General features: G+C 72.0%; 27 protein-coding genes, 1 tRNA gene, 1 pseudogene and 1 riboswitch. Of the genes and pseudogenes, 11 read left to right on the forward strand and 18 right to left on the reverse strand.

Annotation, left to right across the window (positions count from 1 at the left end; genetic code table 11):
- Positions 1 to 33: 33 nt before the first annotated feature.
- From ACZ7LU_RS37295 to ACZ7LU_RS37310, 4 genes are all read right to left on the reverse strand, one after another.
- Positions 34 to 1,020, reverse strand: a complete 987-nt coding sequence (locus ACZ7LU_RS37295; protein WP_471919306.1) for an FAD binding domain-containing protein — start codon at positions 1,018 to 1,020, stop codon at positions 34 to 36.
- Positions 1,017 to 1,622: a (2Fe-2S)-binding protein gene (locus ACZ7LU_RS37300; protein ID WP_471919307.1), complete on the reverse strand. Its 606-nt coding sequence runs from the start codon at positions 1,620 to 1,622 to the stop codon at positions 1,017 to 1,019. The genes ACZ7LU_RS37295 and ACZ7LU_RS37300 overlap by 4 nt, the downstream gene beginning before the upstream one ends.
- Before the next feature lie 120 nt (positions 1,623 to 1,742).
- Positions 1,743 to 1,991, reverse strand: coding sequence for a DUF6332 family protein (locus ACZ7LU_RS37305; RefSeq protein ID WP_398310712.1), 249 nt, complete (start codon positions 1,989 to 1,991; stop codon positions 1,743 to 1,745).
- A 43-nt stretch (positions 1,992 to 2,034) separates the two neighbouring features.
- Positions 2,035 to 2,886: a LysR family transcriptional regulator gene (locus tag ACZ7LU_RS37310; protein ID WP_471919308.1), complete on the reverse strand. Its 852-nt coding sequence runs from the start codon at positions 2,884 to 2,886 to the stop codon at positions 2,035 to 2,037.
- Positions 2,887 to 2,966: 80 nt separating this feature from the next.
- Between ACZ7LU_RS37310 and ACZ7LU_RS37315 the strand changes: the two genes are divergently transcribed.
- Entirely contained in the window at positions 2,967 to 3,539 is a 573-nt protein-coding gene (locus tag ACZ7LU_RS37315) for a cupin domain-containing protein (RefSeq protein ID WP_471919309.1), read from the forward strand.
- Here the strand turns inward: ACZ7LU_RS37315 and ACZ7LU_RS37320 are convergent.
- Together ACZ7LU_RS37320 and ACZ7LU_RS37325 are read right to left on the reverse strand one after the other, a co-directional pair.
- The gene (locus ACZ7LU_RS37320) at positions 3,536 to 4,405 is read right to left on the reverse strand and encodes an ANTAR domain-containing protein (RefSeq protein WP_398310705.1); all 870 of its coding nucleotides are present in this window, start codon (positions 4,403 to 4,405) and stop codon (positions 3,536 to 3,538) included. The genes ACZ7LU_RS37315 and ACZ7LU_RS37320 overlap by 4 nt on opposite strands.
- A gap of 250 nt (positions 4,406 to 4,655) precedes the next feature.
- Positions 4,656 to 6,200 (reverse strand): diacylglycerol/lipid kinase family protein, encoded by a 1,545-nt coding sequence (locus ACZ7LU_RS37325; protein ID WP_471919310.1) that lies wholly within the window; start codon positions 6,198 to 6,200, stop codon positions 4,656 to 4,658.
- A 283-nt stretch (positions 6,201 to 6,483) separates the two neighbouring features.
- On the opposite strand from ACZ7LU_RS37325, the gene ACZ7LU_RS37330 reads away from it, so the two are divergent.
- Positions 6,484 to 7,803: a phosphatase PAP2 family protein gene (locus ACZ7LU_RS37330; RefSeq protein WP_468718452.1), complete on the forward strand. Its 1,320-nt coding sequence runs from the start codon at positions 6,484 to 6,486 to the stop codon at positions 7,801 to 7,803.
- Between the two features lie 122 nt (positions 7,804 to 7,925).
- Here the strand turns inward: ACZ7LU_RS37330 and ACZ7LU_RS37335 are convergent, their stop codons facing one another.
- Positions 7,926 to 8,522 (reverse strand): MBL fold metallo-hydrolase, encoded by a 597-nt coding sequence (locus tag ACZ7LU_RS37335; protein ID WP_468718453.1) that lies wholly within the window; start codon positions 8,520 to 8,522, stop codon positions 7,926 to 7,928.
- Between the two features lie 82 nt (positions 8,523 to 8,604).
- Here ACZ7LU_RS37335 and ACZ7LU_RS37340 point away from each other — a divergent pair, with 82 nt between their 5' ends.
- On the forward strand, positions 8,605 to 9,561 hold the full coding sequence (locus ACZ7LU_RS37340) for a GlxA family transcriptional regulator (RefSeq protein ID WP_468564375.1): 957 nt from the start codon (positions 8,605 to 8,607) through the stop codon (positions 9,559 to 9,561).
- Between the two features lie 39 nt (positions 9,562 to 9,600).
- Positions 9,601 to 10,698, forward strand: coding sequence for a hypothetical protein (locus tag ACZ7LU_RS37345; RefSeq protein WP_471919311.1), 1,098 nt, complete (start codon positions 9,601 to 9,603; stop codon positions 10,696 to 10,698).
- Between the two features lie 112 nt (positions 10,699 to 10,810).
- Here ACZ7LU_RS37345 and ACZ7LU_RS37350 read toward each other — a convergent pair whose 3' ends face one another.
- The 4 genes from ACZ7LU_RS37350 to ACZ7LU_RS37365 form a co-directional block, all read right to left on the reverse strand.
- Positions 10,811 to 11,041: a DUF5133 domain-containing protein gene (locus ACZ7LU_RS37350; protein ID WP_398310687.1), complete on the reverse strand. Its 231-nt coding sequence runs from the start codon at positions 11,039 to 11,041 to the stop codon at positions 10,811 to 10,813.
- A gap of 185 nt (positions 11,042 to 11,226) precedes the next feature.
- On the reverse strand, positions 11,227 to 13,506 hold the full coding sequence (locus tag ACZ7LU_RS37355) for a catalase (protein WP_471919312.1): 2,280 nt from the start codon (positions 13,504 to 13,506) through the stop codon (positions 11,227 to 11,229).
- 338 nt (positions 13,507 to 13,844) lie between these two features.
- Positions 13,845 to 14,624, reverse strand: a complete 780-nt coding sequence (locus ACZ7LU_RS37360; RefSeq protein ID WP_471919313.1) for a hypothetical protein — start codon at positions 14,622 to 14,624, stop codon at positions 13,845 to 13,847.
- A 301-nt stretch (positions 14,625 to 14,925) separates the two neighbouring features.
- On the reverse strand, positions 14,926 to 15,645 hold the full coding sequence (locus ACZ7LU_RS37365) for a transglycosylase SLT domain-containing protein (protein ID WP_471919314.1): 720 nt from the start codon (positions 15,643 to 15,645) through the stop codon (positions 14,926 to 14,928).
- A gap of 4 nt (positions 15,646 to 15,649) precedes the next feature.
- Positions 15,650 to 15,802, reverse strand: a riboswitch (cyclic di-AMP (ydaO/yuaA leader).
- Positions 15,803 to 16,701: 899 nt separating this feature from the next.
- Here ACZ7LU_RS37365 and ACZ7LU_RS37370 point away from each other — a divergent pair.
- The 3 genes from ACZ7LU_RS37370 to ACZ7LU_RS37380 all read left to right on the forward strand — a co-directional run bounded on the left by ACZ7LU_RS37370 (position 16,702) and on the right by ACZ7LU_RS37380 (position 19,361).
- Positions 16,702 to 16,775, forward strand: a tRNA-Met gene (locus ACZ7LU_RS37370).
- 414 nt (positions 16,776 to 17,189) lie between these two features.
- Positions 17,190 to 18,800: a hypothetical protein gene (locus tag ACZ7LU_RS37375; protein ID WP_471919315.1), complete on the forward strand. Its 1,611-nt coding sequence runs from the start codon at positions 17,190 to 17,192 to the stop codon at positions 18,798 to 18,800.
- A 126-nt stretch (positions 18,801 to 18,926) separates the two neighbouring features.
- Positions 18,927 to 19,361 (forward strand): VOC family protein, encoded by a 435-nt coding sequence (locus tag ACZ7LU_RS37380; RefSeq protein ID WP_470983644.1) that lies wholly within the window; start codon positions 18,927 to 18,929, stop codon positions 19,359 to 19,361.
- Between the two features lie 220 nt (positions 19,362 to 19,581).
- On the opposite strand, the gene ACZ7LU_RS37385 is transcribed toward ACZ7LU_RS37380, so the two are convergent.
- A complete protein-coding gene (locus tag ACZ7LU_RS37385; RefSeq protein ID WP_468316081.1) occupies positions 19,582 to 19,806 on the reverse strand; it encodes a DUF6199 family natural product biosynthesis protein in 225 nt (74 codons plus the stop codon).
- Positions 19,807 to 20,022: 216 nt separating this feature from the next.
- Here ACZ7LU_RS37385 and ACZ7LU_RS37390 point away from each other — a divergent pair, with 216 nt between their 5' ends.
- The gene (locus tag ACZ7LU_RS37390; protein WP_468092075.1) at positions 20,023 to 20,391 is read left to right on the forward strand and encodes a hypothetical protein; all 369 of its coding nucleotides are present in this window, start codon (positions 20,023 to 20,025) and stop codon (positions 20,389 to 20,391) included.
- Complete coding sequence (locus tag ACZ7LU_RS37395; RefSeq protein WP_468092074.1) at positions 20,388 to 21,059, forward strand: nucleotidyl transferase AbiEii/AbiGii toxin family protein; 672 nt, start codon at positions 20,388 to 20,390, stop codon at positions 21,057 to 21,059. The genes ACZ7LU_RS37390 and ACZ7LU_RS37395 overlap by 4 nt, the downstream gene beginning before the upstream one ends.
- A 38-nt stretch (positions 21,060 to 21,097) precedes the next feature.
- On the opposite strand, the pseudogene ACZ7LU_RS37400 reads toward ACZ7LU_RS37395, so the two are convergent.
- A pseudogene (locus ACZ7LU_RS37400) lies at positions 21,098 to 21,188 on the reverse strand (IS5 family transposase); the annotation flags it as partial.
- Between the two features lie 348 nt (positions 21,189 to 21,536).
- Between ACZ7LU_RS37400 and ACZ7LU_RS37405 the strand changes: the two are divergent.
- Together ACZ7LU_RS37405 and ACZ7LU_RS37410 are read left to right on the forward strand one after the other, a co-directional pair.
- Positions 21,537 to 22,061 (forward strand): hypothetical protein, encoded by a 525-nt coding sequence (locus tag ACZ7LU_RS37405; RefSeq protein ID WP_468092072.1) that lies wholly within the window; start codon positions 21,537 to 21,539, stop codon positions 22,059 to 22,061.
- A 95-nt stretch (positions 22,062 to 22,156) separates the two neighbouring features.
- Positions 22,157 to 22,663 carry a hypothetical protein gene (locus ACZ7LU_RS37410; protein ID WP_468092070.1) on the forward strand — a complete coding sequence of 169 codons (507 nt, stop codon included), beginning with the start codon at positions 22,157 to 22,159 and terminating at the stop codon, positions 22,661 to 22,663.
- 3 nt (positions 22,664 to 22,666) lie between these two features.
- Here ACZ7LU_RS37410 and ACZ7LU_RS37415 read toward each other — a convergent pair whose 3' ends face one another.
- From ACZ7LU_RS37415 to ACZ7LU_RS37435, 5 genes are all read right to left on the reverse strand, one after another.
- Positions 22,667 to 23,446: a hypothetical protein gene (locus ACZ7LU_RS37415; RefSeq protein ID WP_468092068.1), complete on the reverse strand. Its 780-nt coding sequence runs from the start codon at positions 23,444 to 23,446 to the stop codon at positions 22,667 to 22,669.
- Between the two features lie 190 nt (positions 23,447 to 23,636).
- The gene (locus tag ACZ7LU_RS37420) at positions 23,637 to 23,882 is read right to left on the reverse strand and encodes a hypothetical protein (protein WP_398310661.1); all 246 of its coding nucleotides are present in this window, start codon (positions 23,880 to 23,882) and stop codon (positions 23,637 to 23,639) included.
- A 111-nt stretch (positions 23,883 to 23,993) separates the two neighbouring features.
- Positions 23,994 to 24,620, reverse strand: a complete 627-nt coding sequence (locus ACZ7LU_RS37425) for a hypothetical protein (protein ID WP_471919316.1) — start codon at positions 24,618 to 24,620, stop codon at positions 23,994 to 23,996.
- A gap of 446 nt (positions 24,621 to 25,066) precedes the next feature.
- Positions 25,067 to 25,516 (reverse strand): YdeI/OmpD-associated family protein, encoded by a 450-nt coding sequence (locus tag ACZ7LU_RS37430; protein WP_398310655.1) that lies wholly within the window; start codon positions 25,514 to 25,516, stop codon positions 25,067 to 25,069.
- A 158-nt stretch (positions 25,517 to 25,674) separates the two neighbouring features.
- Positions 25,675 to 26,313: a mycothiol-dependent nitroreductase Rv2466c family protein gene (locus ACZ7LU_RS37435; RefSeq protein WP_471919317.1), complete on the reverse strand. Its 639-nt coding sequence runs from the start codon at positions 26,311 to 26,313 to the stop codon at positions 25,675 to 25,677.
- Between the last annotated feature and the right edge of the window lie 6 nt (positions 26,314 to 26,319).

Below are 26,319 nucleotides of genomic sequence, written 5' to 3' on the forward strand. Positions count from 1 at the left end.
GGGGGCGGGGGAGTGGGGGGGGCTGAGGGGAGGTCAGGGCGTGGCGGCCAGCCGGCGCAGCACGTCGCAGGCGAGGTTGCGGGCCAGGCGCACCTTGTAGGCGTTGTCCCGCAGCGGCAGCGCCTGCGCGAGCTCCGCCTCGACGGCCCCGGCAAACGCCTCCTGGCTCGGCGCCGCGCCCCGCAGCGCCTCCTCGGCCAGCCGGGCGCGCCAGGGCCGGTGGGCCAGCGCGCCGAACGCGATCCGCACCTCCTCCACGGCGCCGTCCCTGACGGCGAGCACCACGGCCACCGAGGCGAGCGCGAAGGCGTAGGAGGCCCGGTCGCGGGCCTTGCGGTAGGCCGAGACCATGCCCGCGGGCATGGGCGGCAGCAGCACCCCGGTGATGAGCTCGCCGGGCGCGATCTCGGTGTCCAGCTCGGGGCGGTCGCCCGGCAGCCGGTGGAACTCGGCGGCCGGCAGCGTCCGCGCGCCCCGCGCGCCCTGCAGTTCGACGCGGGCGTCGAGCGCGGCCAGCGCGACCGCCATGTCGGAGGGGTGGGTGGCGATGCACTGCGCGGAGTGGCCAAGGACGGCGTGGTCGCGGTGGACGCCCTCGCGCGCCCCGCACCCGGTGCCGGGCTCGCGCTTGTTGCACGGCTTGTCCAGGTCCTGGAAGTAGGGGCAGCGGGTGCGCTGCAGCAGGTTGCCGCCGGTGGTGGCCATGTTGCGCAGCTGGCCGGAGGCGCCCGCCAGCAGCGCCTGGGACAGCACCGGATAGCGGTCGCGGATCAGCGGGTGGGCGGCCAGGTCGCTGTTGCGCACCGTCGCGCCGGCCCGCACGGAGCCGTCGGCGAGCTCCTCGACCGCGTCCAGCGGCAGCCGGCTGACGTCGATGAGCGTCCGGGGCCGCTCCACGCCCAGCTTCATCAGGTCCACGAGGTTGGTTCCGCCACCCAGGTAGCGGGAGGTGGGCCGGCCGGCGTGGGCCGCGGTCGCCTCGTCGACGCTGTGGGCCCGTACGTACATGAAGGACTTCACCGCACCCCACCCCCGCCACCCGCGCCGTTTCCGGCCCCTGGCCCGCTTCCGGCGTCCGCACCGGCTCCGGCGCCTGCGGCGTCCTCGACGGCTTCGACGATGTGCGGATAGGCGCCGCAGCGGCACAGGTTGCCGCTGAGCCGTTCGCGGATCTCGTCCTTGGTCAGCGGCACGGGCGCGCCGGTGGCCGCCGCCGGGTCCGTCACGTGCGAGGCGTGGCCCGCCGCGGCCTCCGCGAGGGCGCCGAGGGCCGAACAGATCTGCCCCGGCGTGCAGTACCCGCACTGGAACGCGTCGCGCTCGACGAAGGCCCGCTGCAGCGGGTGGGCCCGCTCGCCGTCACCGTCCCGCAGCCCCTCGACGGTGGTGATGTCGCATCCCTCCAGGGCGACGGCCAGCAGCAGACAGCTGTTGGCGCGGCGCCCGTCGACCAGGACGGTGCACGCCCCGCACTGCCCGTGGTCGCAGCCCTTCTTGGCGCCCGTCAGACCCAGCTGTTCGCGCAGCACGTCCAGCAGGGTGGAGCGGTGGTCGACGACGGGGCCGCACGGCCTGCCGTTCACCTTCATGGGCACTGGTGACTGGAACACATCGGTTCCCATGGCGCTCTGCTCCCTCGTCCCGGCCGTGTTGCGTGACGTCATCGCGTATCCAGCCTGAGTCAGGACACACGTTCCGGCATGCCGGGAGCGTGCGGGCCACCTTCCCGCGGCCCGGGCGGGTCAGGGCCGCCGGGGGCCCGTGCAGCGCCACAGGACGTGCACCACCCGCAGCACCGCGAGGGTGCCGCCGAGCACGGCGCCCGCCAGGGGCAGGGCCTTGTCCAGGGCGGGCGGCAGCTGCCAGACAGCGACCGGTCCGGCGATCACCCCGAACACCACGGCGCCCGCGAAACAGGCGCTGAGCAGCGCGTATCCGATCTCGACGGTGATCTCGTCCCGTTCGGCCTGACTGCGTCGGCTGCTCCCCATGACGTAGAGGGTACGAAAGCTTGCCGGCGGGGCGGGCGGCGGCTCAGTTCCGGTAGGCGCCGGCCGCGAGCCGTACGAAGGAGGGGACCAGCGGATGGTGCTCGCCGCGCGCCCAGGCGGCCACCACGGGGCTGGGCGGCATATCGCTCAGCGCCACCACGGTGAGCCCTTCGGGCGGCCGGTGGGCCAGCGGGGTGAGGCCCACCGTGCCGTTCCAGAGGACGGCCTGCCGGCACTCCGCGACCGCGCGCACCACCGGCCCGTGCCGGGGCTCCTCGCCGCTCCAGTAGGCCTGCCACACCGGGTCGGTGCCGGGCGGGAAGGTGAACCAGCGCCGCCCGGCCAGATCGGCCAGGCTCAGGCGCTCGCGCCGGGCCAGCGGGTCATCGGCGCGCAGCAGCGCCCCCACCGGGTCGGCGCGCAGCTCGCGCACCCTCAGGCCGCTCGTGTCGAACGGCCCGCGGGTCAGGGCGACATCGACCCGGCCCGCGGACAGCCCGCAGGCGGGCTCGCTCAGGTCGCTCTCGCGGATGCGTACCTCCACGTGCGGGTGGCGCCGGCGGAAGGCGTCGGCCAGCCGGCTCACCTGCGGTCCTGCGCCGCCCTCCAGGACACCGACGGTCAAGGTGCGGGCGCCGGCCGCGGCCGCCACCCGGGCGCGCACCAGATCGGCCCGGGCCAGCAGCGCGCGCGCCTCCGGCAGCAGCACCGTGCCCGCGCCGGTGAGCGTGACACCGGCCGGTGAGCGGGCGAACAGCGCGGCGCCCAGCTCGCTCTCCAACTGCCGGATCGCCCGGCTCAGCGGCGGCTGGCTCATGTGCAGCCGGGCGGCGGCCCGGCCGAAGTGGAGTTCCTCGGCGACCGCCACGAAATAGCGCATGGTGCGCAGCTCCATGCTGCGACGATACCCAGCCGGTATCGGCGGCCCGGAACAGGTCTTGGACGCCCGCCGCGCCCCGGCGGTGCAATCACCCCATGACCCCCGAACCGCACACCCCCGAACCGCACACCCCCGAACCGCACACCCCTGAACCGCACACCCCTGAACCGCACACCCCCGAACCGCACACCCCCGAACCCGAGGCCCAAGCCCCCGGCGAGCCCGCCGTGGCGGTGGTCGGCCCGGGCCAGGGCGAGGTGATCGTCCTGGGCACCACGCGGATGCGCGTCCTGGAGGACGGCAGCCGCACCGGCCACCGCCTCGCGCTCACCGAGTCCGTCCTCGCGCCCCACACGCCCGGACCGCCGCAGCACCGCCACGCCCGGCACGAGGAGGGCTTCTACGTCCTGTCCGGCACGGTGCGCTTCACCTTCGGGCACCAGGAGCACGACGCCGGGGCGGGCACCTTCGTGATGGTCCCGCCCGGCGCCCCGCACACCTTCGCCAACACCACCGATGGGCCGGCCGTCCTGCTCAGCGTCTTCACCCCGGACCTGTACCTGCACTACTTCCGCGACCTGCGGGACACCCTGGCCCGGGACGGCGCCCCGGACCCCGCCGCGAGCCTGCGGACGATGGCCCGCTACGCCACCGAGCCCGCCCCCTAGCGGCGCGGGGTGAGGGCGAGCTGGTGGAGGTCCTCCAGTGCGTCCAGGACGACGGTGTCCTGGTGCCACTTGATCCAGGAGCCCATGGTGCGGCCGGTGGCGCCCAGCGCCCGCAGCTGTGCCTGGGTGAAGCCGGCCAGCGGGCGGGCGTGGTGGGAGGAGATGACGCCGCGCACGGTGTTCTGGTCGTCGAGGAGGGGGATGCTGTGGACACCGCGGCAGCCGGAGGTCAGGATCACCCGGCGCGTCTCGTCGTCGAAGCCGGGCGAGGACTCGACTTCCTTGACGGTGACCTGCCGGCTGGCGGCGGCGGCCCGCGAGCAGGCGGTGTTGCCCTCGACGAACGCGAAGTAGTCGGTGAAGTGCCGGGGCAGCCCCGCGTGTTTGGCCAGGCGCAGCACGTCGTCCTCCAGGAGCTGCACATTGCCCATGTCGGTCTCGGTGACGGTCAGCACCCGGCGCAGCGCGGCGCCCAGGACCTCGCCCTGGTTGGCCGCGTCGAGGGTGCCGGCGCCGAGCGCGGCCAGGCTGGGCACCGGGTGCGGGGGGCGCGGGGGAAGCCATGTCTGCGCGCCGCGCGCCGGTCCTGGCGTGCGGGCGACGGCGGCGGCCAGCTGGTGCAGTTTGATGTTGGCCCGCTGGGAGGCCTGGCGCAGCAGCGTGAACGCCGCCTGCGGGTCGGTCAGGCGGTAGCGCTCCACCAGGATGCCCTCGGCCAGCGCGATCCTGGGCCGGGTGCGGGCCTGGACCTCCAGCTCGGCCACCTGGGCGCGCAGCTGCTCGGCGGTGGCCAGCAGCTGCTGCCGCTCGTCCCCGGGCAGGGGCGAGGAAGCGGGGGTGGGTTCCTCATCGGGTGAGGGGGGCACAGTCGAAACGGTCGTCAAGCTCTCTCCCCGGGCCGCACCCTGCGGCCGTCTTGCCGGTCGGTGAGCAGCACGGCCGCCCTGCCCGCCTGGGCCCCGCCCAGCTCATTCCGCAGCCGGGGCCTGCTGCTCACACACACTGTGGTGACCGTATCGGGCCCGGCCCGCCCTGTCATGACCGGCCCGGAACCCCGGCCCCCGCCCCGGCACACCCGCCCGGACGGGAGCCGGGCGGGAGGCGGATGGTGCGCGGTCAGCGCAGCCACTGCTCCTGGTCGGCGGGCCGGTACAGGGTGATCGCCTTGGGCAGCTTGTCGAGCACCAGACGCCGGTAGGTGGCGTCGGTCACCTCACCGTCGTAGGCGAAGTGCGGCTCGCCGTGCAGCACTTCCAGCTCCAGGCGGCGCACCTGGGCGGTGGTCAGCACCCGGGAGCTGTGCAGGGTCCCGGTCAGCACGGCCAGCAGCAGCCGGGTGCGGGCCAGCGGGGTGCCGGCGTCCACGGCCCGCACGTCGAGCAGTCCGTCGTCGAGCTGGGTGCGGTAGGTGGGGGCGAAACCGGCCGGGTGGTAGATGCCGTTGCCCGCGAAGAGCAGCCAGATGCTGCGCCGGCGGCCGTTGATGACCACGCGCAGCGGGCTGCCGGTGGCCAGCACCTTGGCCAGCCCCACGGTGAGCGCGGGCCACTTGCCGATCCGCTGCTCCAGCCGCTCCCGGGCGTGCACGAGTTCGGAGTACACCCCGATGCTGAAGGTGTTGAGGAAGAGCTGCTCGGCGCCGGGTGCGTCAGGTGTGCCGGGTGTGCCGGGCGCCCCGGGGGAGGAGGCCCGGCCCACGTCGGCGGTGACCGCCTCGCCCGCCCGGATCGCGCGGGCCACGTCCTCAAGGCTCTGGTTGCCGAGGTCCGCGGCGAAGTGGTTGAAGGTGCCGCCGGGGAAGACCGCCAGGGGCACCCGGTGGCGGGCGGCCGTCGCGCTGCCCGCGTTGACGGTGCCGTCCCCGCCGCACACGCCCAGCGCCCCGCCGTCGGCGACGGCCCGCGCCGCCGCCGCCTCCAGCAGCGCCACCAGGTCGTCACCGGGCTCGAACACGGTGATCGCCGCCTGCGGCAGCAGCGCGCGCAGCGCCTCGGCGGTGTCCTTGGACCAGGCGACGCCGGAGGCGGGGTTGACCACCAGATGCAGGCCCTTGCCCTCGGCCAGCGCGGGGGCGGGCCGGCGCGGCGGCGCGGCGGCCGCCGCGGCCTCCGGCTTCACCGGCCACCAGCGGCAGGTGAGCAGGGCCGCGCCCACCCCCACGACCACCCCGGCGGCCAGCCGGCCCCGGTGGCCCAGGCTCCCGCGGCCGCGCACCTGGGCGAGCCCCGCGGCGAACGGCAGCACGGCCAGCCCGTGCCGGGGCGACTCCAGGGCGACCCCGCAGGCGAAGGCGGCCGCCGAGGCCATCGGGCTGGTGGGCAGCGCACCGGTGTGGGGGCGGGCGGCGCGCCCCGTGAGCGCGCCCAGAACGGACTCGGCGCCCATCCGGCTCGGGCGGCGGACGGCCGGCTTGGCCAGCGTCCGGCTGACCGCCGCGACGATCGCCACCGAGCCCAGGCCGCGCAGCGCCGCCCGGCGCGCGCTGCGCCCGCCCGAGCCGCCGAGCGCGGCCGCGGCGCCCAGCCACACGGCCTCGCTGGCGGCGGCCCGGCGCAGCAGGCGCAGCGCGGTGGCCGCCCGCCCGGCGGGCGGCCCGGCGAAGGCGGCGGCCACCCGGTTCCCCGGCCCCGGTATCGTCCCCAGCCGTCCAGGTCGCTTCATACGCTCGCTTCACCTCTGCACCTAGAAATCCACCGCGCGCGGGCGGCCCGGCCCGCGGCGCTGCCTCACCCTAGCCGCGCCCGCTCTTTTGTTCGGAAAGATGGCTCACCCGCACCGCTCCGCTAGCATGATCGAACTCACGACGATCGCCCTGATAGCCCAACCAGCACCATAAAAACACGCTATCTCGCACGAAAAGTGAGCCATTTACCTAAAATCTAACAAATCGGCCGAGCCCTTGATATCAATAGCAACGCGAATATTTTCGCAACAAAACCGCAGCATGGTATTCACCGCGCTGCGCAGGCCGCGGGTATTGCTGTGGACCGCGGCCGGCGTGGTGACCTTGGCGTTCCTCGTCGCACTGGAGATCGCCGCACGCCATTACGGCCTGCCGGGACCGATCGCCAATCAGGCCCGAGAAGTGATATTCGCCCCCAAGTCGGGCCCGCTGCTGTACGCCAGCATGGCGCTGATGATGGTGGTCCTCACCTGGCGGCAACGCGCCGTCGCGGCCGCCGCCGCGATCGGGATCGACCTGGTCTTCTTCCTGGTGCGCTGGATCGTCGGCGCCGACATGATGTTCGGCAACGGTGCGCTGTGGGTGATTCTGGGATATGGGGTCATCGCCCTGACCCGCCGCACCGGCCCCGAGCGTGTCCTGCTGCTCAAGGGCGTCGGCCTGGGCCTGCTCCTGGTGGCCGGCCGCAAGACCGGCGACACCTGGCTGCTCATCACCTCCAAGACCCGCCCCACCGTCCTGGACCAGTACGTGGCGACCGCCGACCACGCCCTGGGCAACCCCTCCTGGCTGGCCGGCCGCCTCGTCGAGGCCACCGGCCCCGTGGGCGCCCACGTCCTGGACTGGGTCTACATCCAGCTCGCGGTCGCCGCCGTCGCCGTCTCCCTCTACCAGCTGCGCCACGTGGCCACCGAGCGCCGCTTCCCGGGCCACTACCTGGTGCGCACCTTCCTGGTCATCGGCCTCCTGGGACCGGCCATCTACATGATCTTCCCGGTGGTCGGGCCGATCTTCACCTACGGCACCGGCGCCTTCGGCACCGGCGGCCAGCAGTGGGCGCTGGCCGACCTGTGGCCGCACACGCCGCCGCCGCTGGACACCCCGCACGCCATCCCCTTCGACGAGATCACCCCCCGCAACTGCATGCCCAGCCTGCACACCGCATGGGCCACCGCGATCTTCATCCACTCCCGCAAGGGCCCGCGCCTGCTGCGCTACGCCGGCACGTTCTGGCTCATCGCCACCCTCGGCGCCACCCTGGGATTCGGCTACCACTACGGCGCGGACATCGTCGCCGGCGTGGTCTTCGCCTTCACCATCGACGCGGCCCTGCGCGCCCTGGACCGCGGCTGGGACCGCTCCGCCGTCCAGCTCGTCGTCCACGGCACGGCCGTCTTCACGCTGATGCTGGTCTCCTACCGCTACCTGCCGGTGCAGATGGCCGACCGCCCGTGGCTGTTCGGACCGCTCCTGCTGCTGGCGATGATCTCCGTGGTCCACGGCTACGTACGCACCACCCGGCTGTGGGAGCCCAAGACCGCACCGGCCCAACAACCCGAACCGCAGCCCGAAATGGTGTGAGCCGCACCCGGCCGGCAGCGCCGGACGCGGCCCCCATTTTTTCCGAACAAGACCCGGACACCGGCCGGCACCCCAGCACCCAGCGGGTGAAAAACCCCGACCCCCGCCCCGCCCCGGGGCGGCTAGCGCGGCGTGCTCTCCTGGCCCCTGAACGGGCCGCCGTGGCCGGGCACGATCACATCCGCGGCGGCCAGCACCCGCAGCCGGGAGGCGCGCAGCACCTCGCGGTCGGGCGCCACCGGATCCTCCGCCGGACCCTGCGCGTGCCACCACAGGTCACCGGCGAAGGCGACCACCCCCGCCGCGGTGCCCGCCAGCAACGTGATGTCCTCACGGCTGTGGCCCGGCGTGCGGATCAGCCGCAGCGACGGCGTCAGCTCGTAGCCCTCCGCGTCCCGGTTGCGCCACTGATCGCCCCGGTACTCCACCTGGTGGTCGTGGACCAGGGCCCGCCCGAACAGACCCACGTTCATGGTGTTGTCCGGGTGGTGATGGCTCAGCACCACATCGGTGATGTCCTCCGGACCCAGCCCCAGCTCCGCGAGCGGCCCCAGGATGTCCGCACGGCTCGCCACCATGCCCGGATCGAAGATCACATGCCGGCCGGCATCGAAGACATAGGAGACGGTGGCGGCCACCCCGGGACCGGTGGAACCGACGTAACCCGTGGTCAAAATCGTGTACACGGCGCTGCGGCCGAGCGGTGCGTCTGTCGTCATGCCCCCATCCTTGTGCCCGGCCAGGACACCCACGAGTGGCACAACTGCCGCTGATCGCAGGATCAGTGCCACACTGCCCCGCGTGCCCCCCTTCACCACCGTCGCCGCCTACACCCCGCCCGGAGCCGGCCTGCTCGCCGTCGGCATCGTCACCGAGATCTTCGGCCCGCACGGCACCGCACTGCCCGGCTTCGACTTCGCCCTGTGCACCGAGCACCCCGGCCCCGTCCCCACCGACCTGGGCACCCCGCTCACCATCACGCACGGCCTGGACCGGCTCGCCCGTGCCGACCTCGTGATCGCCCTGCCCTGGGCCGGCTTCCGCACCCCGCCCCCCGACACCGTCCTGGACGCCCTGGCCGCGGCACACCGGCGCGGCGCCCTGGTCGCGGCCCACTGCGTGGGCACCTTCGCCCTGGCCGCCGCCGGCCTCCTCAACGGCCGCCGGGCCACCACCCACTGGCGCTTCGCCGAACTGCTCGCCCACCGCCACCCGGCCGTCACCGTCGAACCCGACGCCCTCTACATCGACGAAGGCCCCATCCTCACCGGCGCCGGAGCCGCCGCCGGCTTCGACCTGTGCCTGCACCTGCTCAGAAGGGAACACGGCGCCGCGCTGGCCAACGCCGTCGCCCGGGACGTGGTGCTGCCCTCCCACCGCGACGGCGGCCAGGCCCAGTACCTGGCCGCCCCCACCCCTCAGGACTGCCGCGACGAACGCCTCACCGACGTCCTGGCCTGGGCCCGCGACCACCTCCACGAACCCCTGCCCGTGGCGGAACTGGCCCGCCGCGCCCTGATGAGCAAACGCTCCTTCGCCCGCCGCTTCACCGCCGCCACCGGCACCACCCCCCATGCCTGGCTTCGCACCCTGCGCCTGAGCAGCGCCGAAGAACTCCTGGAGACCACCGACCTGCCCATCGAGGAGATCGCCCGCCGCGTCGGCTACACCAGCGCGGCCGTCCTGCGCGAACAGTTCGTACGCCGCCGAGGCGTCCCCCCACGCACCTACCGCCGCTCCTTCACCACCACGCCCTGACCCCGCCTACGATCACCCCGGAGAGAGGGGGGTGGTCGCATGGCCGGGGACAAGCGCTCCTGGAGGCGGCCCGGGAGCTGGTTCACCCGGGCGGCACGGCGCCGGGCACAGGAGGAACTCACCGACGTCGAGGCGCAGATCACCGCCTTCGGCGTCGCGCTGGACGAACACGACTTCGCCCCCGGCCAGGACGGTGCCACCGACGCGATGCGCGCCGACCTGGGCCGGGCCCTGGACGCCTACGAGGAGGCCAAGCGGGCCTTCGTCGGGGACCGCGACCGCGAGGACGCCCTGGACGTGCTGCGCGCCCTGGACGACGGCCGGCACGCGCTGGCCTGCCTGGACGCCCGCCGGGCGGGAGAGCCGCTGCCCCGCCGGCTGCCGCTGTGCTTCTTCGACGCCCGCCACGGGCGCGCCGTGCGCGAACTGCCCTGGGCCCCGCAGGGCGGCGCCGCCCGCAACGTCGCGGCGTGCGCGGCCTGCGGCACCCGGCACCAGGAGCGGCGCCCCACCGCCACCGCACTCGCGCCGCCGGACGCGGGCCGGACACCGGCTCCCGCGCCCGCGGACGGCCGGGCGCACGGGCAGGGCCCGGCCACCGCCCGGGTACGGCTGCCCCAAGTGGGCCGCCCCGCCGTCCTGGAGGTACGCAGCCACAGCGCCGGGCACCTGACTCTCACCCTGCTGCTCCGCGGCGACCAGCGACAGACCCACACCCTCGGCGACGGCCTCGCACCGGTGCACGCCCACGTGCCGCTGCGCCGCTCGGGCAACCGTGAAGTGGCCCGCTTCCAGGTCCAGTTCCGAGGCGCGGCCGGGATTCTGTGGGAGGCGTGGGCCGAACCGGTCGAGGCCCTGCCCGAGTTCACCGGGCACCTCCACGGACGCGGCACGGACCTCATCCGCTACACGGGCGCGGCCGGCCCGGCCCTGCTGCGCCACCGCGGCCGCGGCACCGTACGCCTGCTGGCCCTGGGCGAAGACCTCGCCGAGCCCACCGAAACGGCCCGCGGCAAGGGCGACACCGACCTGCCGCTGCGCCTGCCGGGCCCCGGCATCTACCAGGTGCAGGCCCGCGGCAGCTGGACCCTGACCACCGGCCCCCGGACCCCGCACGACGAGACCGCCCAGGCCTGAGAAGGACCCCGCACGCAAAGACCGCGCAGGACCCAGAAGGCCCCCCGCACACGTCAGCCGCCGCCCCCCGGGTGGGGGCGGCGGCCAGGGGTGCGAACGCGGCGCGGCGTGCCTAGGACACGACCAGGGCGGAGCCGCCTTCGGGGGAGAGCGCGGCGAGCCGGCTGCGGGCGGCCTTGAGGGCGGCGCCTATCTCGCGGGTGCCGGTCGACACGCACAGTGTGTAGGCGACGTCCTCCATCCGCTGACGGGCTTCCTTGGTGCCCTTCTCGGCGTGCACAGCACGCAGCGTCTCGTACTGCTCGACCAGGTTCTTCAGCACCACGGGGTGTGCCATCAGCATCAGAGGCCTCCTCATCGCCACTACTCGCCGGGGGGTGTGCACCGCCCCTTGTGCCCCCGATTCAGATCGGCATTCCCCCACAAATCAGCATTGTCGCCCCGGTCGGCGACACCCTCCAGTCGAGCCACCGAGGGCCCGGCGGGGCCAGCGTCCCGCCCCCGCCGGGCCCTCGGTCCCGCACGCCGTCAGAGGGCGGGGGTGAACCGCTCCCAGGCCCGGTGCGCGCCCAGCAGCCCGGTGACCGCCTCCAGCACCGCCTCGGGGCCCGCGCCGTTGACCACGCCCGCGGCGTCCGCGGGCAGCCCCGCCGCCTCCAGCGCGGCCGCGCCGCGCCCCCAGGCCCCGATGGCCTTGCCGTGCCGGAACGCCTCCATGAGCATCAGCAGCAGCCGCGGCTCGACCCCGGTCAGCAGGGCCGCGCCGTCGTCCGCCTTGGCATCCCGGGCCCCGTAGGCGTCGGGCGCGGGGGCCGGCGCGCCGGCCAGCAGGAGGGCGTCGAACTCGATGGACCGGGCGGTGGCGAAGGTGCGCTGCACGGCGACCGGGTCGCCGTCGGGGTCCAGGGTGCCGCCGGCCGGGGCGATGACCAGCGGCACCATGCCCGCGTCCAGGACCGCCCGGCGCACCGTGCGCACCCCCTCCAGGTCACCGACACCGTCGGTGACGATGCCGACGATCCGGCCGTCCACCGGCCACTGCCGGCCCAGCTGGGACAGTGCCGGGCTCGGTTCGACCGCGGCCGGCGCCACCGACGGCTCCGGCGCCGGCAGCCCCAGGCCCGCGGCGACCTGCGCGCACAGCTGCGAGTCGATGTTGGCCAGCACCTGCAGGCCGCGCTTCTTGATCCCCTCGTTCCAGCACTTGCCGAGCTCGAAGGTGTAGGCGGCCGCGATGTGCTCGCGCTCGGTGGGCGTCATGCTGAGCCAGAACTGCCGGGGCTGGCTGAAGTGGTCGTCGAAGGTGGCCGCCGCGTCACGCACCTTGCGCGAGGCCGGCACCTCGGCCGGCACCTCGATGTAGGCCCCGGTGTCCGCGCCCGCCAGGAACGGGCAGCCGCCGTCCACCGAGTTGGGCCGGTAGGGCGCCGCACCCCGGTGCACGGCCGTCTGGTGCATGCCGTCGCGCAGCATGTCGTTGACGGGCGCATGGGTGCGGTTGATCGGCAGCTGGGCGAAGTTGGGCCCGCCCAGGCGGCTGATCTGGGTGTCGAGATAGGAGAAGAGCCGCCCCTGCAGCAGCGGGTCGTCGGTGACGTCGATGCCCGGGACGAGATGGCCCGGGTGGAAGGCGACCTGCTCGGTCTCGGCGAAGTAGTTCGAGGGGTTGGCGTTCAGCGTCATCAGCCCGATCGGCTGCACCGGCGCCAGCTCCTCGGGCACGATCTTCGTCGGATCCAGCAGGTCGATGCCCTCGAACATCTGGTCCTCGGTGTCGGGGAAGGTCTGCACCCCCAGCTCCCACTCCGGAAAGGCCCCCGCCTCGATGGCGTCGGCCAGGTCACGGCGGTGGAAGTCGGGGTCCACCCCGCCGGTGATCTGCGCCTCCTCCCACACCTGGGAGTGCACACCCAGCCGGGGCTTCCAGTGGAACTTCACCAAGGTGGTGGCGCCCTCGGCGTTGACCAGCCGGAAGGTGTGGACGCCGAAACCCTCCATCATCCGGTACGAGCGCGGGATGCCGCGGTCCGACATGTTCCACAGCGTGTGGTGGGTGGCCTCGGTGTGCAGGGTCACGAAGTCCCAGAACGTGTCGTGCGCGCTCTGCGCCTGCGGGATCTCCCGGTCCGGATGCGGCTTGCCGGCATGGATGATGTCGGGAAACTTGATCGCGTCCTGGATGAAGAACACCGGGATGTTGTTGCCGACCAGGTCGAAGACACCCTCGTCGGTGTAGAACTTCGTCGCGAAGCCACGGGTGTCGCGCACGGTGTCGGCGGAGCCGCGCGAACCGAGCACGGTGGAGAAGCGCACATACACCGGCGTCTCCACCCCCTCGGCGAGGAACCCCGCCTTGGTGATCCCCGCGGCACTGCCGTACGCCCGGAAGACACCGTGCGCGGCCGCCCCGCGGGCGTGCACCACCCGCTCGGGAATGCGCTCGTGGTCGAAGTGAGTGATCTTCTCCCGCAGATGGTGGTCCTGCAGCAGCACCGGACCGCGCGGACCCGCCTTCAGCGAATGGTCGGTCTCATACAGGCGCGCCCCCTGCGCGGTGGTCAGGTAGGCCCCCTCCTGGGCGACCTTCTCCTGCGGCACCCCGGTGGGCTGTCCCGTCGGACTGTAGGTCTGCGGACCGCGCTGGTCGGCCTTGGGCGGCAATGGCTCGCGCGGCTCGGTGGGCTCCTCCACCGGCACCGCCTCCGGGCCCGGGGCACCGGGAATCTCGTTACCGGACCGCATGGCGTTCTGGACCTTCTGCACAGCCTTCTCCGCGGCGGCCGACACCGGGTTCTTCTTCTCGCTCACTGGATTCCGATCGTTCGAGACGGGACCGCGCCACGCACAGCGGCGCGTGACACGCGGCAGGGGCGCTATCGCGAGACGACGGGTACCCCACGACTTCTTGTGGGACACATGTACTGCGCCGTCCGGGCCCCTCGCCCGACCCGCCCGGCCGGACCCCGCCACCGGAACTGCCGCACGGCAGCAGGCATGACGGCAGGCCGGCCCGGCCGGCCAGCCGTCATGCCTGCTGTCCCCCGCCTGCCCTCACCCGACCACCGGCGACGCCGCCGGAACGCGACCGGCACCGGCCTGCCGCAGCGAGACCATGAGCAAGGTCATGAGCAAGGCCATGAGTGAGGTCATGCACCGGCCGCCGCGGGCTGCTCCTCACCCTGCACCGCGCCGCCCTGCTTCTTGCCGTCCTGCTCCTCGCCCTGCTTCCCGGCCGGTGCCGAGGCCGCCTGCGCGGGCACCGGCGCCGCAGCGGCGGTGTAGAACACGGACGAGCCCTGCTTGCTGCGCTGGGCCTGGCTCTTGGCCACCAGCCCTTCGAGCGTGGTGCGCACCACGGTCGTCTTCACGCTGCGCTGCGGGTGGGCCTGGCCCAGGGCCGTGGCGATCTCCGCCGCCGAGCGCGGCTCGCTCTGCTCGGCGAGATGCCCGCGGATCAGCTCGACCAGCGTCGGCTGCGCCGGCTTGGCGGGCTTGGCGGCCTCGGCCTTGCCTGCCTCGGTCTTGCCTGCCTCCTTGCCGGAGCTCTTCGCGGCCCCCTTCCCGGCGCTCTTCGCAGCGCCCTTCCCGGCGCCCTTGCCCGCGGCCGCCTTCTGCGGAGCGCTCGTGGTCACCCGCGCCCGCTTGCCCGCCGCGGCGGAGCCGGGCGACTTCTTCTTCGTACGGGGGGCGGGCACCGCGGCCCGCTCCTGCGGGGCCGCCGGCTCCGGGGCGGCCGGCTCCTCGCCGAGCGCCTGCTGGATGCTGACCAGCACCGCGTGGTCACGCTGATGGGCCGCCAACTGCTCCTGCAAGGAGGCGATTTCCGCGCTGAGGCGCTGCTGCTCCTTGGCGTTGCGTTCGAGGTCGGCACGGACTTGAGCGGTGTACTGCGATGTCAGTTCGGTGGCGGAAACGTTCTCGGACATGGGGCGCACAACCTTTCCCGGACCTGGGGCCGGAGTTGAAGAGCCTGCTGCACATGTGTGCTTCCCGGGACCGGGGTTGGGGCCCGGGCCTGCGGGGTGACAGCAATATTCAGTACACAGATGCCCTGACACGGCGATAGTACGGACAACCGGAGCGGCCCATTCTCCTTGAGCATGCTGTGAACCGACCCGTGTTTGCACAGATCCGATGACATGGGCGGCGGCCTGACCACGCGAAGAGCCCCGGAACGCCATGCGTTCCGGGGCTCAGTCACCGACCGGGGAGGGGTGGGGGTGCGGTCTAGTAGGGGCCGTTGACGTTGTCGATCGAGCCGTACCGGGCGGCCGCGTAGTTGCAGGCGGCGGTGATGTTGGCGACCGGGTCGTAGCTGTCCGTCGAGGTGCCGGGCACGTGGTAGGCGGAGAACGTGGGGCCGATGACCTGCAGGAGGCCCTTGGAGGGGGTTCCCGCGACGGCGTTGGAGTCCCAGTTGTTGATGGCCATCGGGTTGCCGGAGGACTCCCGCATGATGTTGCGGTGGATGCCCTCGTAGGTGCCGGGGATGCCGTGCTGGGCCATGATGTCGAGCGACTGCCGGATCCAGCCGTCGAGGTTGTTGGCGTAGGACTTCTTCACCGCGGCGGGCTCGGCGGCGTTGGCGCGCTCGGAGCGGTCCGCCCGCTCGGGGGCGGCCGGGGCCTTGGTGCCCAGGGTGAGCTTGAGGCCGGGGTGGATCAGCTTCGGGTCGTCGCCGAGGACGCCGCGGTTGTCCTGGTACAGCTTCTGCCAGCCGCCGCTCACGGAGTGCTCCCGGGCGATCCCGGCCAGGGAGTCACCCGCGACGACGACATAGGTCTTCGGGGCCGCGGCGGGCTTGGCGGCCGCGGCGGCCGGCGCGGCGGCGGCCGTGGTGGCGCCGAGCACCGGAAGAACGAGCACGGCGCCGCCCGTGCCCGCGGCGGCGATGCCCCGGGTGAGCGGGCTGGACTTGGGGCGGCGGTGCTTACCCTTTGCGGGCATGACGAATTCCTCTCCGTCGCCTGCGGGGTGAGCTGTCGGGTTCGGACGGGAGATGTCCGGTCGCAGCGAATGCGACTTCACCCCGAGCCGTCCCGTCACCGGGATCGGCGGCTTACCTGGGTCCCCCGCTCCTGCCGTGCGTAAGTGAGTGGGTGTGGGTGGGAGAGTTTCCGGACAGCGGCAGGATTCGGCGTTCCATCCGGATTGACGGTGACGTTAGGCGAGAAAGCCGGTGCGGAACAAGGCCGGAATTCGAATGAGGGGAATGCACGGGGCCCTTCCCGGGCCCTCGCGACCCCGCCCTCTCTTTGATCGAAAACTCAACTCTCTTTGCGCAGAACGAAACCGCACACAGCGGCCCGCGCCGCCACGGGCCGCCGGGCGTGACCCATTTCACTGGACGGGAGACGGGTGGCATGCGGCACGGCCGGGCAGCAGAGGGCGGCATTTCGCTCAAGTCATCCACAGAGCGGTCAAATCCTTACCTAGGCTACTAAAGCCTCAAGGTTGCCCGATTCGGTGGAATACGGACAGGAGCAAAGGTGGCCATTCGCGGCAGAACGGTCATACCTCCGGCCGGGGTCGACCTGTCGGCCTGCCCGGTCCGTCCCGGGGTCCGCTCGTGGGGGAGCGGCAATCGCTGCCGTCGTGAGACAACAGCGAACACCACGTCAATAACGCTTCTGGCAAGGGCTTGTGGGGACCGGACGCCCGCAACTCGTCCCCGGCGGGCAGGCGGAACGGCATGCCCGGTAAAGAAAGTGACGCCTGCCCAGAAAAGAAGAACAGTCACCGCAACGGCGCCCACCCGACCGGCCTGAGGGATTTCCCTTTCCATTCCGACGAAAACTGACAGGGGAACGAAAAGCGGCCCGGGGGCGGATGTGAAAGGGAAATGTTCTGCGGCTGTGTACTGCACGGCCGGGCAAGGCACTTGCCGGCCTGTCCGCGTACAAGATGCCGCCCAACCGGCGTCGGCCGCCGCCCGCGGATGCCTGCGGTGCCCGCACCGTGGTGCGAGGGACCTCCCAAGTGGCGTAGGGTGAAGGAACACGACGCGGGGTGGAGCAGCTCGGTAGCTCGCTGGGCTCATAACCCAGAGGTCGCAGGTTCAAATCCTGTCCCCGCTACTGCAACAGCAGGGTCCGGATCCCATGTGGGTCCGGGCCCTGCTGTGTGTTACCGGCGGCCGCGAAGCATCCGGCCGAACCGGGCATGAGGCGGCCTCTCGTCCGAAGCGACAGCTGAACTGCCGGTCGGAGCACCGCACATGACCGGCATGGCGGTGACGGGTTGGCTGACGATGGGCCGGAAGAGAACCTGGCCGTGCCTGCTCGCCTGCGCAGACCTGGAACTGAATGTCTGCCGCCTGAACGTCATGGGCCTGCCGGACAGCCGACATGACTGCTCCGCACGGCCCGCAGGGGCGGCACCACTGACACCGACACCCTGACAGCCCTGACCCGCGCCACCAGTCGCACAACCATTCGCCCACCCCACCGGTCAAACGCGCGACACACACAGCAAGATCCGATGGGGGAGTCTTGAAGAAGTTCACGGCGGCGCTGACCACGGGCCTCGTGGTCTGCACTGCCACACTGGTCGCCGCACCCGCGGCGCACGCAGGGGACGGCGATTCGCGCAGCCGCACGGAAACCCTGCAGGAGGGCGGCAAGCTCTACGCCCTCTACGAGCATATGTCCGCGCGTTTCCACCCCAGGGACGTCACGCTCGAGATCCACGCCAAGAACGACCCCGAGGTCCTCGCCAGTCTCCGCCTCACCGGCACCGAGACCTGCCCCGACACGGGCCAGTGTTACGAGGACACCTTCCGCTCCGAGCCGGTCACCCTGCCCGCCATGGGCGCCTACGTGATCGACGTCGTGGCCAGGGACGGACAGCCCGACGAGATCGTCCAGCGGTCGACCGGCTTTCTCAACTATGGGCTCAACCCCAAGTTGACCCTCACCAGCAGCCACCCCTGGATCTCCTACGACAACCCGACCGCCAAGGTCACCGGGTCCCTGGTGGCCGAGGATCCCCGCACCCACGAGGTGAAGCCCTTCGCCGGGGTGGGCATGTACTACCGCGCCCGGGAGACCCGCAGAGAGGGATGGGTGTGGACGAACGCGGCGGGGCGGTTCACCACGTCGGGGTACTCCGGTGAGGGCGGCACCGACGTCACCTATGAGTACATGTTCGACCAGCAGTACGAGTCGCTCCACCTGCCCTTCCGCCGGCAGGAACTGAAGCTCAAGGTCGACGCCCCGGCCGGCACGGTCACCGCGCCCTACGGCAGTGACATCCCGGTCAGCGGCAAGCTCACCCGCATCGCGGACGACGGCACCGAAAAGCCGCTCGCCGCCGAGGTGCGGATCGGCACCGAAGGCACCGGAGACCCCGGCAAGATCGTGGTGAGCGGCGAGAACGGCGCCTTCTCCACCGGCTACACCGTCCGGCGCAGCGGCCCGGTCAGCGTCCAGCCGAGTGCGCGGAACTGGTTCACGGCCCCGGCCCCGCACTCCTTCACGCTGGCCACGCCCCCGCGCACGAGCGAGCTGACGGACGTCAAGGCCACGGTGAGCAAGTACCGCAAGGTCACCTTCACCGGCAAGCTCGGCGTCACCCAGGGCACCTACCCGGCGGGCACCAAGGCACAGGTGTCCATCGACCACCGCCCCGCGGGAGGGACCTGGTCGAGCACCGGCACCTTCGACGCCGCCTACGGCGACTCCTTCACCGCCTCCTCGCCGAAGAAGGCCGACGCGGGCGCCCAGTGGCGGCTGCGCCTGGTCAACTCGGGCGTGGACAGCGCGAGTTTCAAGCTGGGCCGCAAGTACACCCAGGTCTGGGACGACGGTGTCACGCCCGAGGGTGTCCGCAAGGGCACCAAGGTCACCGCCAAGGGCGGCCTGATGCAGAAGTCCGGCTCCACCTGGCGGCCGTACGGCGGGCAGAAGATCCGCGTCTGGTTCAAGGCCGCGACGGCCGGTTCCGCCTGGAAGGAACTGGGCAGCACCAGGACGCTGAGCAACGGCACGTTCAGCAAGAAGTTCACCGCCCAGCAGGACGGCACCTGGCAGATGCGCTACACCGACACGGTCAGCTCCCACTACGCCGACTACGGCCGCGAGGACTACGTCGACGTCCGCTAGCGGACTCCGGGGCACTGAGCGCCACGCACGAAGGCGGCCCCGCCTTCGTGCGTGGACCGGGCCGGCCGGACAACTTCGGCAACCGCGCCCGGAGATGAGCGACACGGCCCCTGCTATCGTGCGCCGATGCCAACGATCAAGCAGTTCCAGGTCACCTTCGACTGCGCGGAGCCCGAGCGGGTGGCCCGCTTCTGGTGCGAGGTGCTGGGTTACGTCGTACCGCCGCCCCCGCAGGGCTTCGCCACCTGGGACGACTTCAACCGCGCCCAGCCTGCCGAGGAGCGGGGCGCATGGTTCGTGTGCAGCGACCCCTCAGGGGTGGGCCCGCGCCTGTTCTTCCAGCGCGTCCCCGAAGGCAAGACCGCCAAGAACCGGGTGCACCTGGACGTGCGGGCCGGCACCGGACTCGTGGGGGAGGAGCGCCTGGCCGTCCTCGAGGCCGAATGCGCCCGCCTGGTCGCACTCGGCGCGGTCCGCGTCCAACTGCTGCCCGCCGACGAGGACAACGAGTCGTGCATCGTGATGCAGGACATCGAGGGCAACGAGTTCTGCCTCGACTGACCCGCGAAGCCCCTGGTTCGGGGGAGCGTTGGATGACGTGGGAGCAGGTTCTCGTCGTTGGCGTCGCCGTGGTTCTTGGAGTCGCCATCTCGCGCCCGCCTCGGGCTGCACAGGGAACCAACTGCGGCCCGGCTTCGGGCTGTCGTGAGTGACCGCTTTCCGCCTGCCCACCGAGTGGACCGAGGCCCAGGTATGGGCCGAACTGCCGACGGGAGTGTGCCTAACGGAGGACGAAGACCAGCATCATCAGCGCGGCCGCCAGGACCAGCCCGCCTACAACACGCATCATCACGTAGCCGGCAGGAGAAGGCTCGGTGGCTTTGTAGTCCTTGACGAAGGGCGCCTGGAGGGGCCGGTTCATCCTCCACAGCAGTTGTGGTTTTACGGTCTGAAGCAGTCCAACGGCTATGAACAGGCATAAAAATACAACGCTCAGGGCATTCATAGGCGATCTCCGTGTCTGGCTCACCTTGCTGTCTTCAACCCGGCTGCATCAACCGTATGCCCGTGAACGGTGCTGTTAAATGTCAGCTGCTCTGAAGCCCGGGCGCGTCGAACGCGGGCGACCGGTGACCGGGCCCCTTCCACGGACATCCCGCTGCCGGTGGCGTCTCCTGCGCCCGGGGTGACCGTCATGGCGCCCGCAGGCGATACTGGGGGCATGGCCGAGCCGTCCGTGTCTTTCCCCGTGCCGAACGCCTTCGACATGCTGTGCGAGCAGTACACCAAGCGGCTTCCCGCACGCCTGGAGGACCTGACCGGCCCCACTCATGGCACCGTGGACCTTCCGCTGCACGTGGTTTGGTCGGGGCGCCGCTCTTACACCCTGGACCAGCCCCGCTCCCGGATGGGCCTGTACCGCACCGTCCTGGCCGAGGGCCAGCGCCAAGACCTGATCGATTTCCTGGACCGAGGTCTCCTCATCACGCAGTGGCCCGTGCTGCGGACACTGATCAGCCGCCCGGTACGCCACGCGTGGGAAGCCGCCTTCCCCGAGTTGGCCGCCACCACGGCCACGGCGGCCGCGTGAACCTGAGCGACCTGCACCGTCGGCTCCTGGCCGATGTCCTGGCCATCGGCTCGCCCTACCCTCTGGTCATCACCGGCGGCTACGCCGTCCAGGCCCACGGCCTGGTCGACCGTCTCAGCCAGGACCTGGACGTGGCCACCGAGAATCCTGCCCCCATGGACGAGATCACCCGCACGGTCAGCGACGGCCTCGCACTGCGCGGCTGGCAGGTCCGGCAGATCGAGACCAGCCCGCTCTCCGGCCGGCTCATCGCCGCCGACCCCACGACCGGCGAGGAGTGCGAGATCGACATCCTCAAGGAAGCCTTCTGGTCTCCGCCCACCACGACGGAGCTCGGGCCCGTCCTCGCCCTGGACGACGTGATCGGCACCAAGGTCCGCGCCCTGGCCGACCGCGGCGCGGTACGCGACCTCATCGATGTCCACGCCGCCTCCCGGCACCACACCACCGCCGACCTGGAGATGCTCGGCCGCCGCCATGCCCGCTTCGAGTTCCACCTCCGCGACCTCCACGACCGCCTCGTCGGCGCCGAGTGGTGGGACGACCAGGACTTCACCGACTACGGCCTGAGCCCTGACCAGGTAACCGGCCTACGTGCCTGGGCCCTGGCCTGGGCGAGCGATCTCGATACCCGCCTCCATGCCGAAGAGGGTCCCGAGGACAACTGACCCGGCCGGCACGCTGCAGAGCTCAAAGAGCGTTGCCCTGCTCCGTGGTCGATTGCTTTGGTGCGGTAGCCGGTGCCGGCCCACGCCTTGGGTCATGTGAGGGCTCGCGGCGGCGAACTGGGAGAGCAAACGCCGCACGGTGCGCCGGCCTGCGGCTGGCTCGTGCTGCCCCGCCGCCGGGCCCGCGAGTGCGAAACCCTCTCCGCCCGCTGCCCCCGTATCCACGGGCTCCGAGCCCGACCTGACCGATTGGCCCGAGTGTGGGTGGTGACGCGGCATCAGTGATGATCGTCACGAGGTGTGAAGTGGAGAGCGCCCCGGGTGCCCCGCTATGTTCATGATCATTCCGCTCGGGGGGACCGTTCCGGTTCGTACCCCTGTCGAGGGCCGGGCGGATGCGGGCGCCGGTGCACAGGTTTCGAAGGCCCAGGTGCACCCATGACGCCCGCATCGTTTCACCTTCAACAAGGAGCATACGTGAAGCACAACATGCTGCGCATGGCCGCCACCGTTGCCATGGCGGGTGTCGCCTTCGGTGTCGCCGCACCGATGGCTTCGGCCACCGAGGCGAGCCGTGCGCAGGAGGCGGCGACGCAGATGGAGGAGGTGCTCAGCCCGACCGCCGAGGACGTGCTGGACCTCGTCGCACGCATGCGCGCCGATGGGGCGGACGCGCAGCAGATCAATGAGTTCGAGCAGTACGCCCAGCAGTTGCAGGACCCGCACCACCGCTCCAAGCGGGCGCTGGGCATGGGCACCATCGTCCGCAAGCTGATCGTGGCCGGCCTGCGGCACGGCGGCACCTGGGCGGGCAAGATACTCGGCAAGGTCCACAAGCCGACCGGGAAGTACGTCGGCAAGTACGGCAACAAGATCGCCGACGCGATCGAGGACGTCGAAGGCTGGAGTGAGACCGCCCTGACCATCGCCATGGTCCGCGCGGGCGTCCCGGCGGATGTGGCCAAGGACCTCGCGCACGCCATCATGCTCGTCGCGGTCTGACCATCCTCCTCCCGTGCGTGCGGGTCGCACTCCTCGTCCTTCCAGGAGCGCGGCCCGCGCCAGGAGGTGCGGACGCAACAAGAAGGGAGTGAGCGATGAGCGAACAGCACCGGCAAGACGACGAAGAACCCACCTGGGACTCCTTCAGTGCCAGGGGGAAGCTCCTGGCCGCGGTCGGGATCACGGGCCTCGGCGTCGGGGTCGCGGCCCTCGTCATGCTCTTCCTCCTGCTCCTGGTCCTGCTCGTCACCGCCGCGTTCAGCGACTCGATCGAGTTCGACGGGGCGGGCACCCTGCTCTGGGCCGCCCTGCTGTGTCTGCCCTGCGGGCTGCTCGCCGGTGTCTTCACCGCGCCGGTGCGCTTCCTGCTGCGGCTCAACCCGCCCTCGCAGCGCACCCGGCAGGCGGTGGAGGCCCTTAGCTCCTGCCTCACCACGTTCCTGGCCGCCCTGTTCGTCCTGGAGTTCACCCCCGGGCTGCACGCCACCGACCCGTGGCTGCCCTCGGCGGCGGCCACCGTGCTCGGGATCGTGGCGAACCTGGTGCTGGACCGGGCGCAGTCACGCCCCCAGCGGCGGCCGCACAGCCGGCAGAGGCGGTAGCGGTCACCCGCAGGAGCCGGGGCGGTGGCCCAGCTCGCGCATGGCGATGATCAGGGAGCGTTCGCGGGCGAAGTCGGCGTGCACATGCACCGCGGCCGGGGACAGGTGCTCCACGGCCTCGTCGATGGCCGCCAGCGCCTGGGCGTAGTGGCCCAGGCCGCGGTGGGCGGTGGCTTCGCGGAACAGCGCGATCGGGTCGGTCCGGTCGGCGAACGCCTCGTGGCCCAGGATGCGGAGCATGGCCTCATCGCGGCCCGCCAGGCCGTGGGCCAGCCACAGGCCGTGCAACAGGACGTGCAGCGTCTTGGCATGGTGGCCGGCCTGCGCGAGCACCTCTTCCATGCGCGGGTATCCGCTGCGGTCGGACCGGGCGAGCAGGGCGAAGGCCCACAACGCCCGTGAGTAGCAGTCCAGTTCGTCGCCGCCGTGCCGGGCCAGTGTCGCGAAGAGGTCCTCGATGCTGTGACAGCGGAAGTCGTAGCGCAGACTGTTGAGGTAGAGGTGGCGCAGGGCGCGAGCCGCGGCCGGCTCGTCGTGCCGGGCGATGCGACGGGCGACCTCGTGCGGTTCCAGCAACAGCAGCGCGCTGCGCCCCATGGCACGGGCCTGCCACGCGGCATCGGCGCACACCTCGGCCGACTCCTGCCAGGTGGCCCCCATCCCGCCGAGCAGGTCCGCGAGCAGCACAGGCCAGCACTCACCCTGCGCGGCCGAGGCCGCCGCGGCCGCGCGCAGGCGATGCAGCAGCACCTCACGCCCGCCCGGGACCGTGGCATGCGTCATCGGGTCCTTGCCTTCCGTGGCCGGCCCCCGCCAGCTGCCCCCCGCCACCCGGTGCGCGCAGAAGCGGGGTGAGCGGGGTGAGCGGGCCCGTGAGCAGGGGCGCTCAGGGCCGCCCGGAGCACAGCGCGGTGGCAAGGGGGGACGGATCCCGCCTTGCCACCGCGCCGCCTGCGGCTGCCGAGCGCGTGCGTCAGCGCCGGACGCCGGGCGCGTGGCCCGTGCCCTCGTGGTCGTAGCCCGCGGCCTCGGCCCAGACGATGCCGAGCGGGCCGCCGACGCTGTCGTACGTACCGGCGAACCCCTCGTGGTCGTAGCTCAGCTGGTGGTGCGGGGCGTAGCGGTCGTGGTCGTCGTCGTTGGCGACGGCCGCGCCCGCCCCGAGGGCCAGGACGGACGCGGTCAGGGCGGCGGCGAGGATGGTCGAGCGAACGCGCATGAGTATATTCCTCCTGGAATATGCAGGTACTGTCGCTATGTCACCTGCCGCGGCAGCGGGGCCGGGTAACGGCACAGCCCACCCTCTCCACCCGAACGGGCCCCGGAGTGCCTACCGCACGGCCCACTTGATCGGCTCCTTGTAGTACCCCTGCGAGTACGTCACCGCCTTCAGCGTGGCGTCGGCGGGGATGAGGTAGGGCTCGCACACGGTGCGCGTCTCGCCCTTCTTCCAGATGTCCTCGCCCTCCAGGCTCTTCCTGCCGTCGTCGCCGACGCAGTCGGCGGGGCGGCTGGAGAGGTCGCCGATGAGGATGAACTTGGTCGCGGGCTCGCCCGCGGAGGTCTCGCCGCTCACGTCGCTCATCACCATCGGCTCCTTGACCGCGGAACCGCCCACGTGGGCGGCCTTCACATAGATCCAGGCGACCTTCAGGTCCTTGTACTTCTTCTGGTCGTTCAGCTCGTCGAGGTCGGCCGGCTTGCCCAGGGTGACCTTCGTCGGCGTGAGGGAGAACGTGCCGGTCTTCTCGTACTTGGTTATCTCCTGCACCGGCCCGGCCTGCCCGAGCTTGAGGTGCTTGGGCGACTGACTCGACTCCGCCGCCCCGCCGGACCCGCCGGACCTGCTCTTCTTGCCGGATCCGCCGCCGCACGCGGCCACGGAGAGAGCGGTGAGGGCGGCCAGGGCCGCGAGGCCGATGCGCCGGCGGTACCGGGTGGTGCGCTGAGTACTCATGTGTTTCCTGTGTTTCCTGATTCTGTGGTTCTCGGTGCGGGGGGGGCTGGTTCGTGGGGGAGGGGGCGAGGCCGGCAGTGGCGCGCGCGGCGTCACGACCGTCAGAGAATGCCATGGGGCCAAAGCCGCGCGTACCGCGCATGGGGGTCCGAGGTCCTTTGAGACCAGGACTTCCGTCGCAACCGCACCGGGGTGAGTTTTCCTAAGCTACTGACTGTCCGTCAGGCCCGAGGCGTCCGGCAAGAAGGGCAGTGCCGGTTGGCGGTTTGGGGTCCCCCCGGCGAGGTCGGGGAGCGGGGAGTGCTGATGCCAAGCCCCACCCCCCGGAGTGCGCCTCTCGCCGTTCCTTCGGCAGCCCGGGGCGGGCGCCGGCCCGGGCTGCCGAAGGGGTGCTGTCAAGGCACGGGGCGCATGCGGGGGTGCGGGGGTGAGGGACCCGGCAGGGGTTACGTGAACGCCTCGTCGCGCAGCGCCGCCACCGCCTTCTCGATCCGCCTCTGTCGCGTCTCGGGTTTCTTCGCGCTTTCGATGGCGTGCACGTGTGCCCTCTTGCGGCTGGGCGACAACCGGTCGTAGACCTTGCGGGCGATGGGGTCGGCGTCCAGGGCCCGGGTGAAGTCGTCCGGTTCGACCAGGACCCGGGGTTCGGTGTCCAGGGCGAGTTCCACCTCGACCTCCTCACCGGTCTCGACCCCGGCGGCCTCCCGGTTGGCCTTGCTGAAGCCGATCAGATGGCGGCCCCGCATGATCGCGAGCCGGCTGTTCCAGGAGTGCCCGTTGACCGTGATGGTCACCGCCGGTCGTTTGCCTCCGTCGAGCTTCTCCACGACCTCCGGAGGAACTTCCAGGCCCCGCATGGGCTCGGGAGGCTCGACGTAGGTTCGGAACTTCATCATCTGCTCCTGTCGACGTGTGCCGGTGCGCGGCGCGACGGTCACCTCCGCGCGTTCGGTGACCGTGCTGGGTCACATCCTGACGGGGGCGGGCGCCCTGGGGGCGGGGTTCGGCGCCATCCGTGTGGCGCAGCGCGGGCCGACGGCCGAAGGCATCAGTGTCAGTCGAACACCGGCTTGCGGTCCCGGGTGCGCTTGAGCTCGAAGAACCCGTCCGTCGCGGTGACCAGCAGCACGCCGTCCCACAGCTTCGCCGCGGCCTCGCCCCGCGGCACCGGGGTGACCACCGGGCCGAAGAACGCGTTGCCGTCCACGGCGATCACCGGGGTGCCCACGTCCTGGCCGACCTGGTCCATGCCGGCGCGGTGCGAGGCGCGCAGCGCCGTGTCGTACTCGGTGGAGTCCATCGCCGCGGCCAGCTCGCCGTCCAGGCCGGCCGCCTCCAGCGCGGCCCGCAGGGTGGCCCGGTCCTTGGGGGCCTTCTCGTGGTGGTAGCGGGTGCCCAGTTCGGTGTAGAGGCGGCTCAGCACCTCGGGGCCGTACTTCTGCTCGGCGGCGATGCACACGCGCACCGGCCCGAAGCCCAGCCCGACGCGGTACTTGTGCGGCACGTCGCGCCCTTCGTTGAGGACGGCGAGACTCATCACGTGCCAGCGGACGGTGAGGGGCCGCTGTCCCGCCACCTCGTGGATCCACCGCGAGGTGATCCACGCCCACGGGCACTGCGGGTCGAACCAGAAGTCGACGGCGCTCACGGTGTGCCGGGGCATCGAGTCGGCGCTGTTTTGGGGCATCGGCATGTCAGC

The organism is Streptomyces sp. NPDC039462 (genome assembly GCF_055639375.1).

Bases quoted from the DNA above. Each gene is read 5' to 3' on its own strand.
- ACZ7LU_RS37300 (WP_471919307.1), bottom strand. From the start codon at position 1,622: ATGGGAACCGATGTGTTCCAGTCACCAGTGCCCATGAAGGTGAACGGC.
- ACZ7LU_RS37305 (WP_398310712.1), bottom strand. From the start codon at position 1,991: ATGGGGAGCAGCCGACGCAGTCAGGCCGAACGGGACGAGATCACCGTC.
- ACZ7LU_RS37310 (WP_471919308.1), bottom strand. From the start codon at position 2,886: ATGGAGCTGCGCACCATGCGCTATTTCGTGGCGGTCGCCGAGGAACTC.
- ACZ7LU_RS37315 (WP_471919309.1), top strand. From the start codon at position 2,967: ATGACCCCCGAACCGCACACCCCCGAACCGCACACCCCCGAACCGCAC.
- ACZ7LU_RS37325 (WP_471919310.1), bottom strand. From the start codon at position 6,200: ATGAAGCGACCTGGACGGCTGGGGACGATACCGGGGCCGGGGAACCGG.
- ACZ7LU_RS37330 (WP_468718452.1), top strand. From the start codon at position 6,484: ATGGTATTCACCGCGCTGCGCAGGCCGCGGGTATTGCTGTGGACCGCG.
- ACZ7LU_RS37335 (WP_468718453.1), bottom strand. From the start codon at position 8,522: ATGACGACAGACGCACCGCTCGGCCGCAGCGCCGTGTACACGATTTTG.
- ACZ7LU_RS37345 (WP_471919311.1), top strand. From the start codon at position 9,601: ATGGCCGGGGACAAGCGCTCCTGGAGGCGGCCCGGGAGCTGGTTCACC.
- ACZ7LU_RS37350 (WP_398310687.1), bottom strand. From the start codon at position 11,041: ATGCTGATGGCACACCCCGTGGTGCTGAAGAACCTGGTCGAGCAGTAC.
- ACZ7LU_RS37360 (WP_471919313.1), bottom strand. From the start codon at position 14,624: ATGTCCGAGAACGTTTCCGCCACCGAACTGACATCGCAGTACACCGCT.
- ACZ7LU_RS37365 (WP_471919314.1), bottom strand. From the start codon at position 15,645: ATGCCCGCAAAGGGTAAGCACCGCCGCCCCAAGTCCAGCCCGCTCACC.
- ACZ7LU_RS37380 (WP_470983644.1), top strand. From the start codon at position 18,927: ATGCCAACGATCAAGCAGTTCCAGGTCACCTTCGACTGCGCGGAGCCC.
- ACZ7LU_RS37385 (WP_468316081.1), bottom strand. From the start codon at position 19,806: ATGAATGCCCTGAGCGTTGTATTTTTATGCCTGTTCATAGCCGTTGGA.
- ACZ7LU_RS37390 (WP_468092075.1), top strand. From the start codon at position 20,023: ATGGCCGAGCCGTCCGTGTCTTTCCCCGTGCCGAACGCCTTCGACATG.
- ACZ7LU_RS37410 (WP_468092070.1), top strand. From the start codon at position 22,157: ATGAGCGAACAGCACCGGCAAGACGACGAAGAACCCACCTGGGACTCC.
- ACZ7LU_RS37415 (WP_468092068.1), bottom strand. From the start codon at position 23,446: ATGACGCATGCCACGGTCCCGGGCGGGCGTGAGGTGCTGCTGCATCGC.
- ACZ7LU_RS37420 (WP_398310661.1), bottom strand. From the start codon at position 23,882: ATGCGCGTTCGCTCGACCATCCTCGCCGCCGCCCTGACCGCGTCCGTC.
- ACZ7LU_RS37425 (WP_471919316.1), bottom strand. From the start codon at position 24,620: ATGAGTACTCAGCGCACCACCCGGTACCGCCGGCGCATCGGCCTCGCG.
- ACZ7LU_RS37430 (WP_398310655.1), bottom strand. From the start codon at position 25,516: ATGATGAAGTTCCGAACCTACGTCGAGCCTCCCGAGCCCATGCGGGGC.
- ACZ7LU_RS37435 (WP_471919317.1), bottom strand. From the start codon at position 26,313: ATGCCGATGCCCCAAAACAGCGCCGACTCGATGCCCCGGCACACCGTG.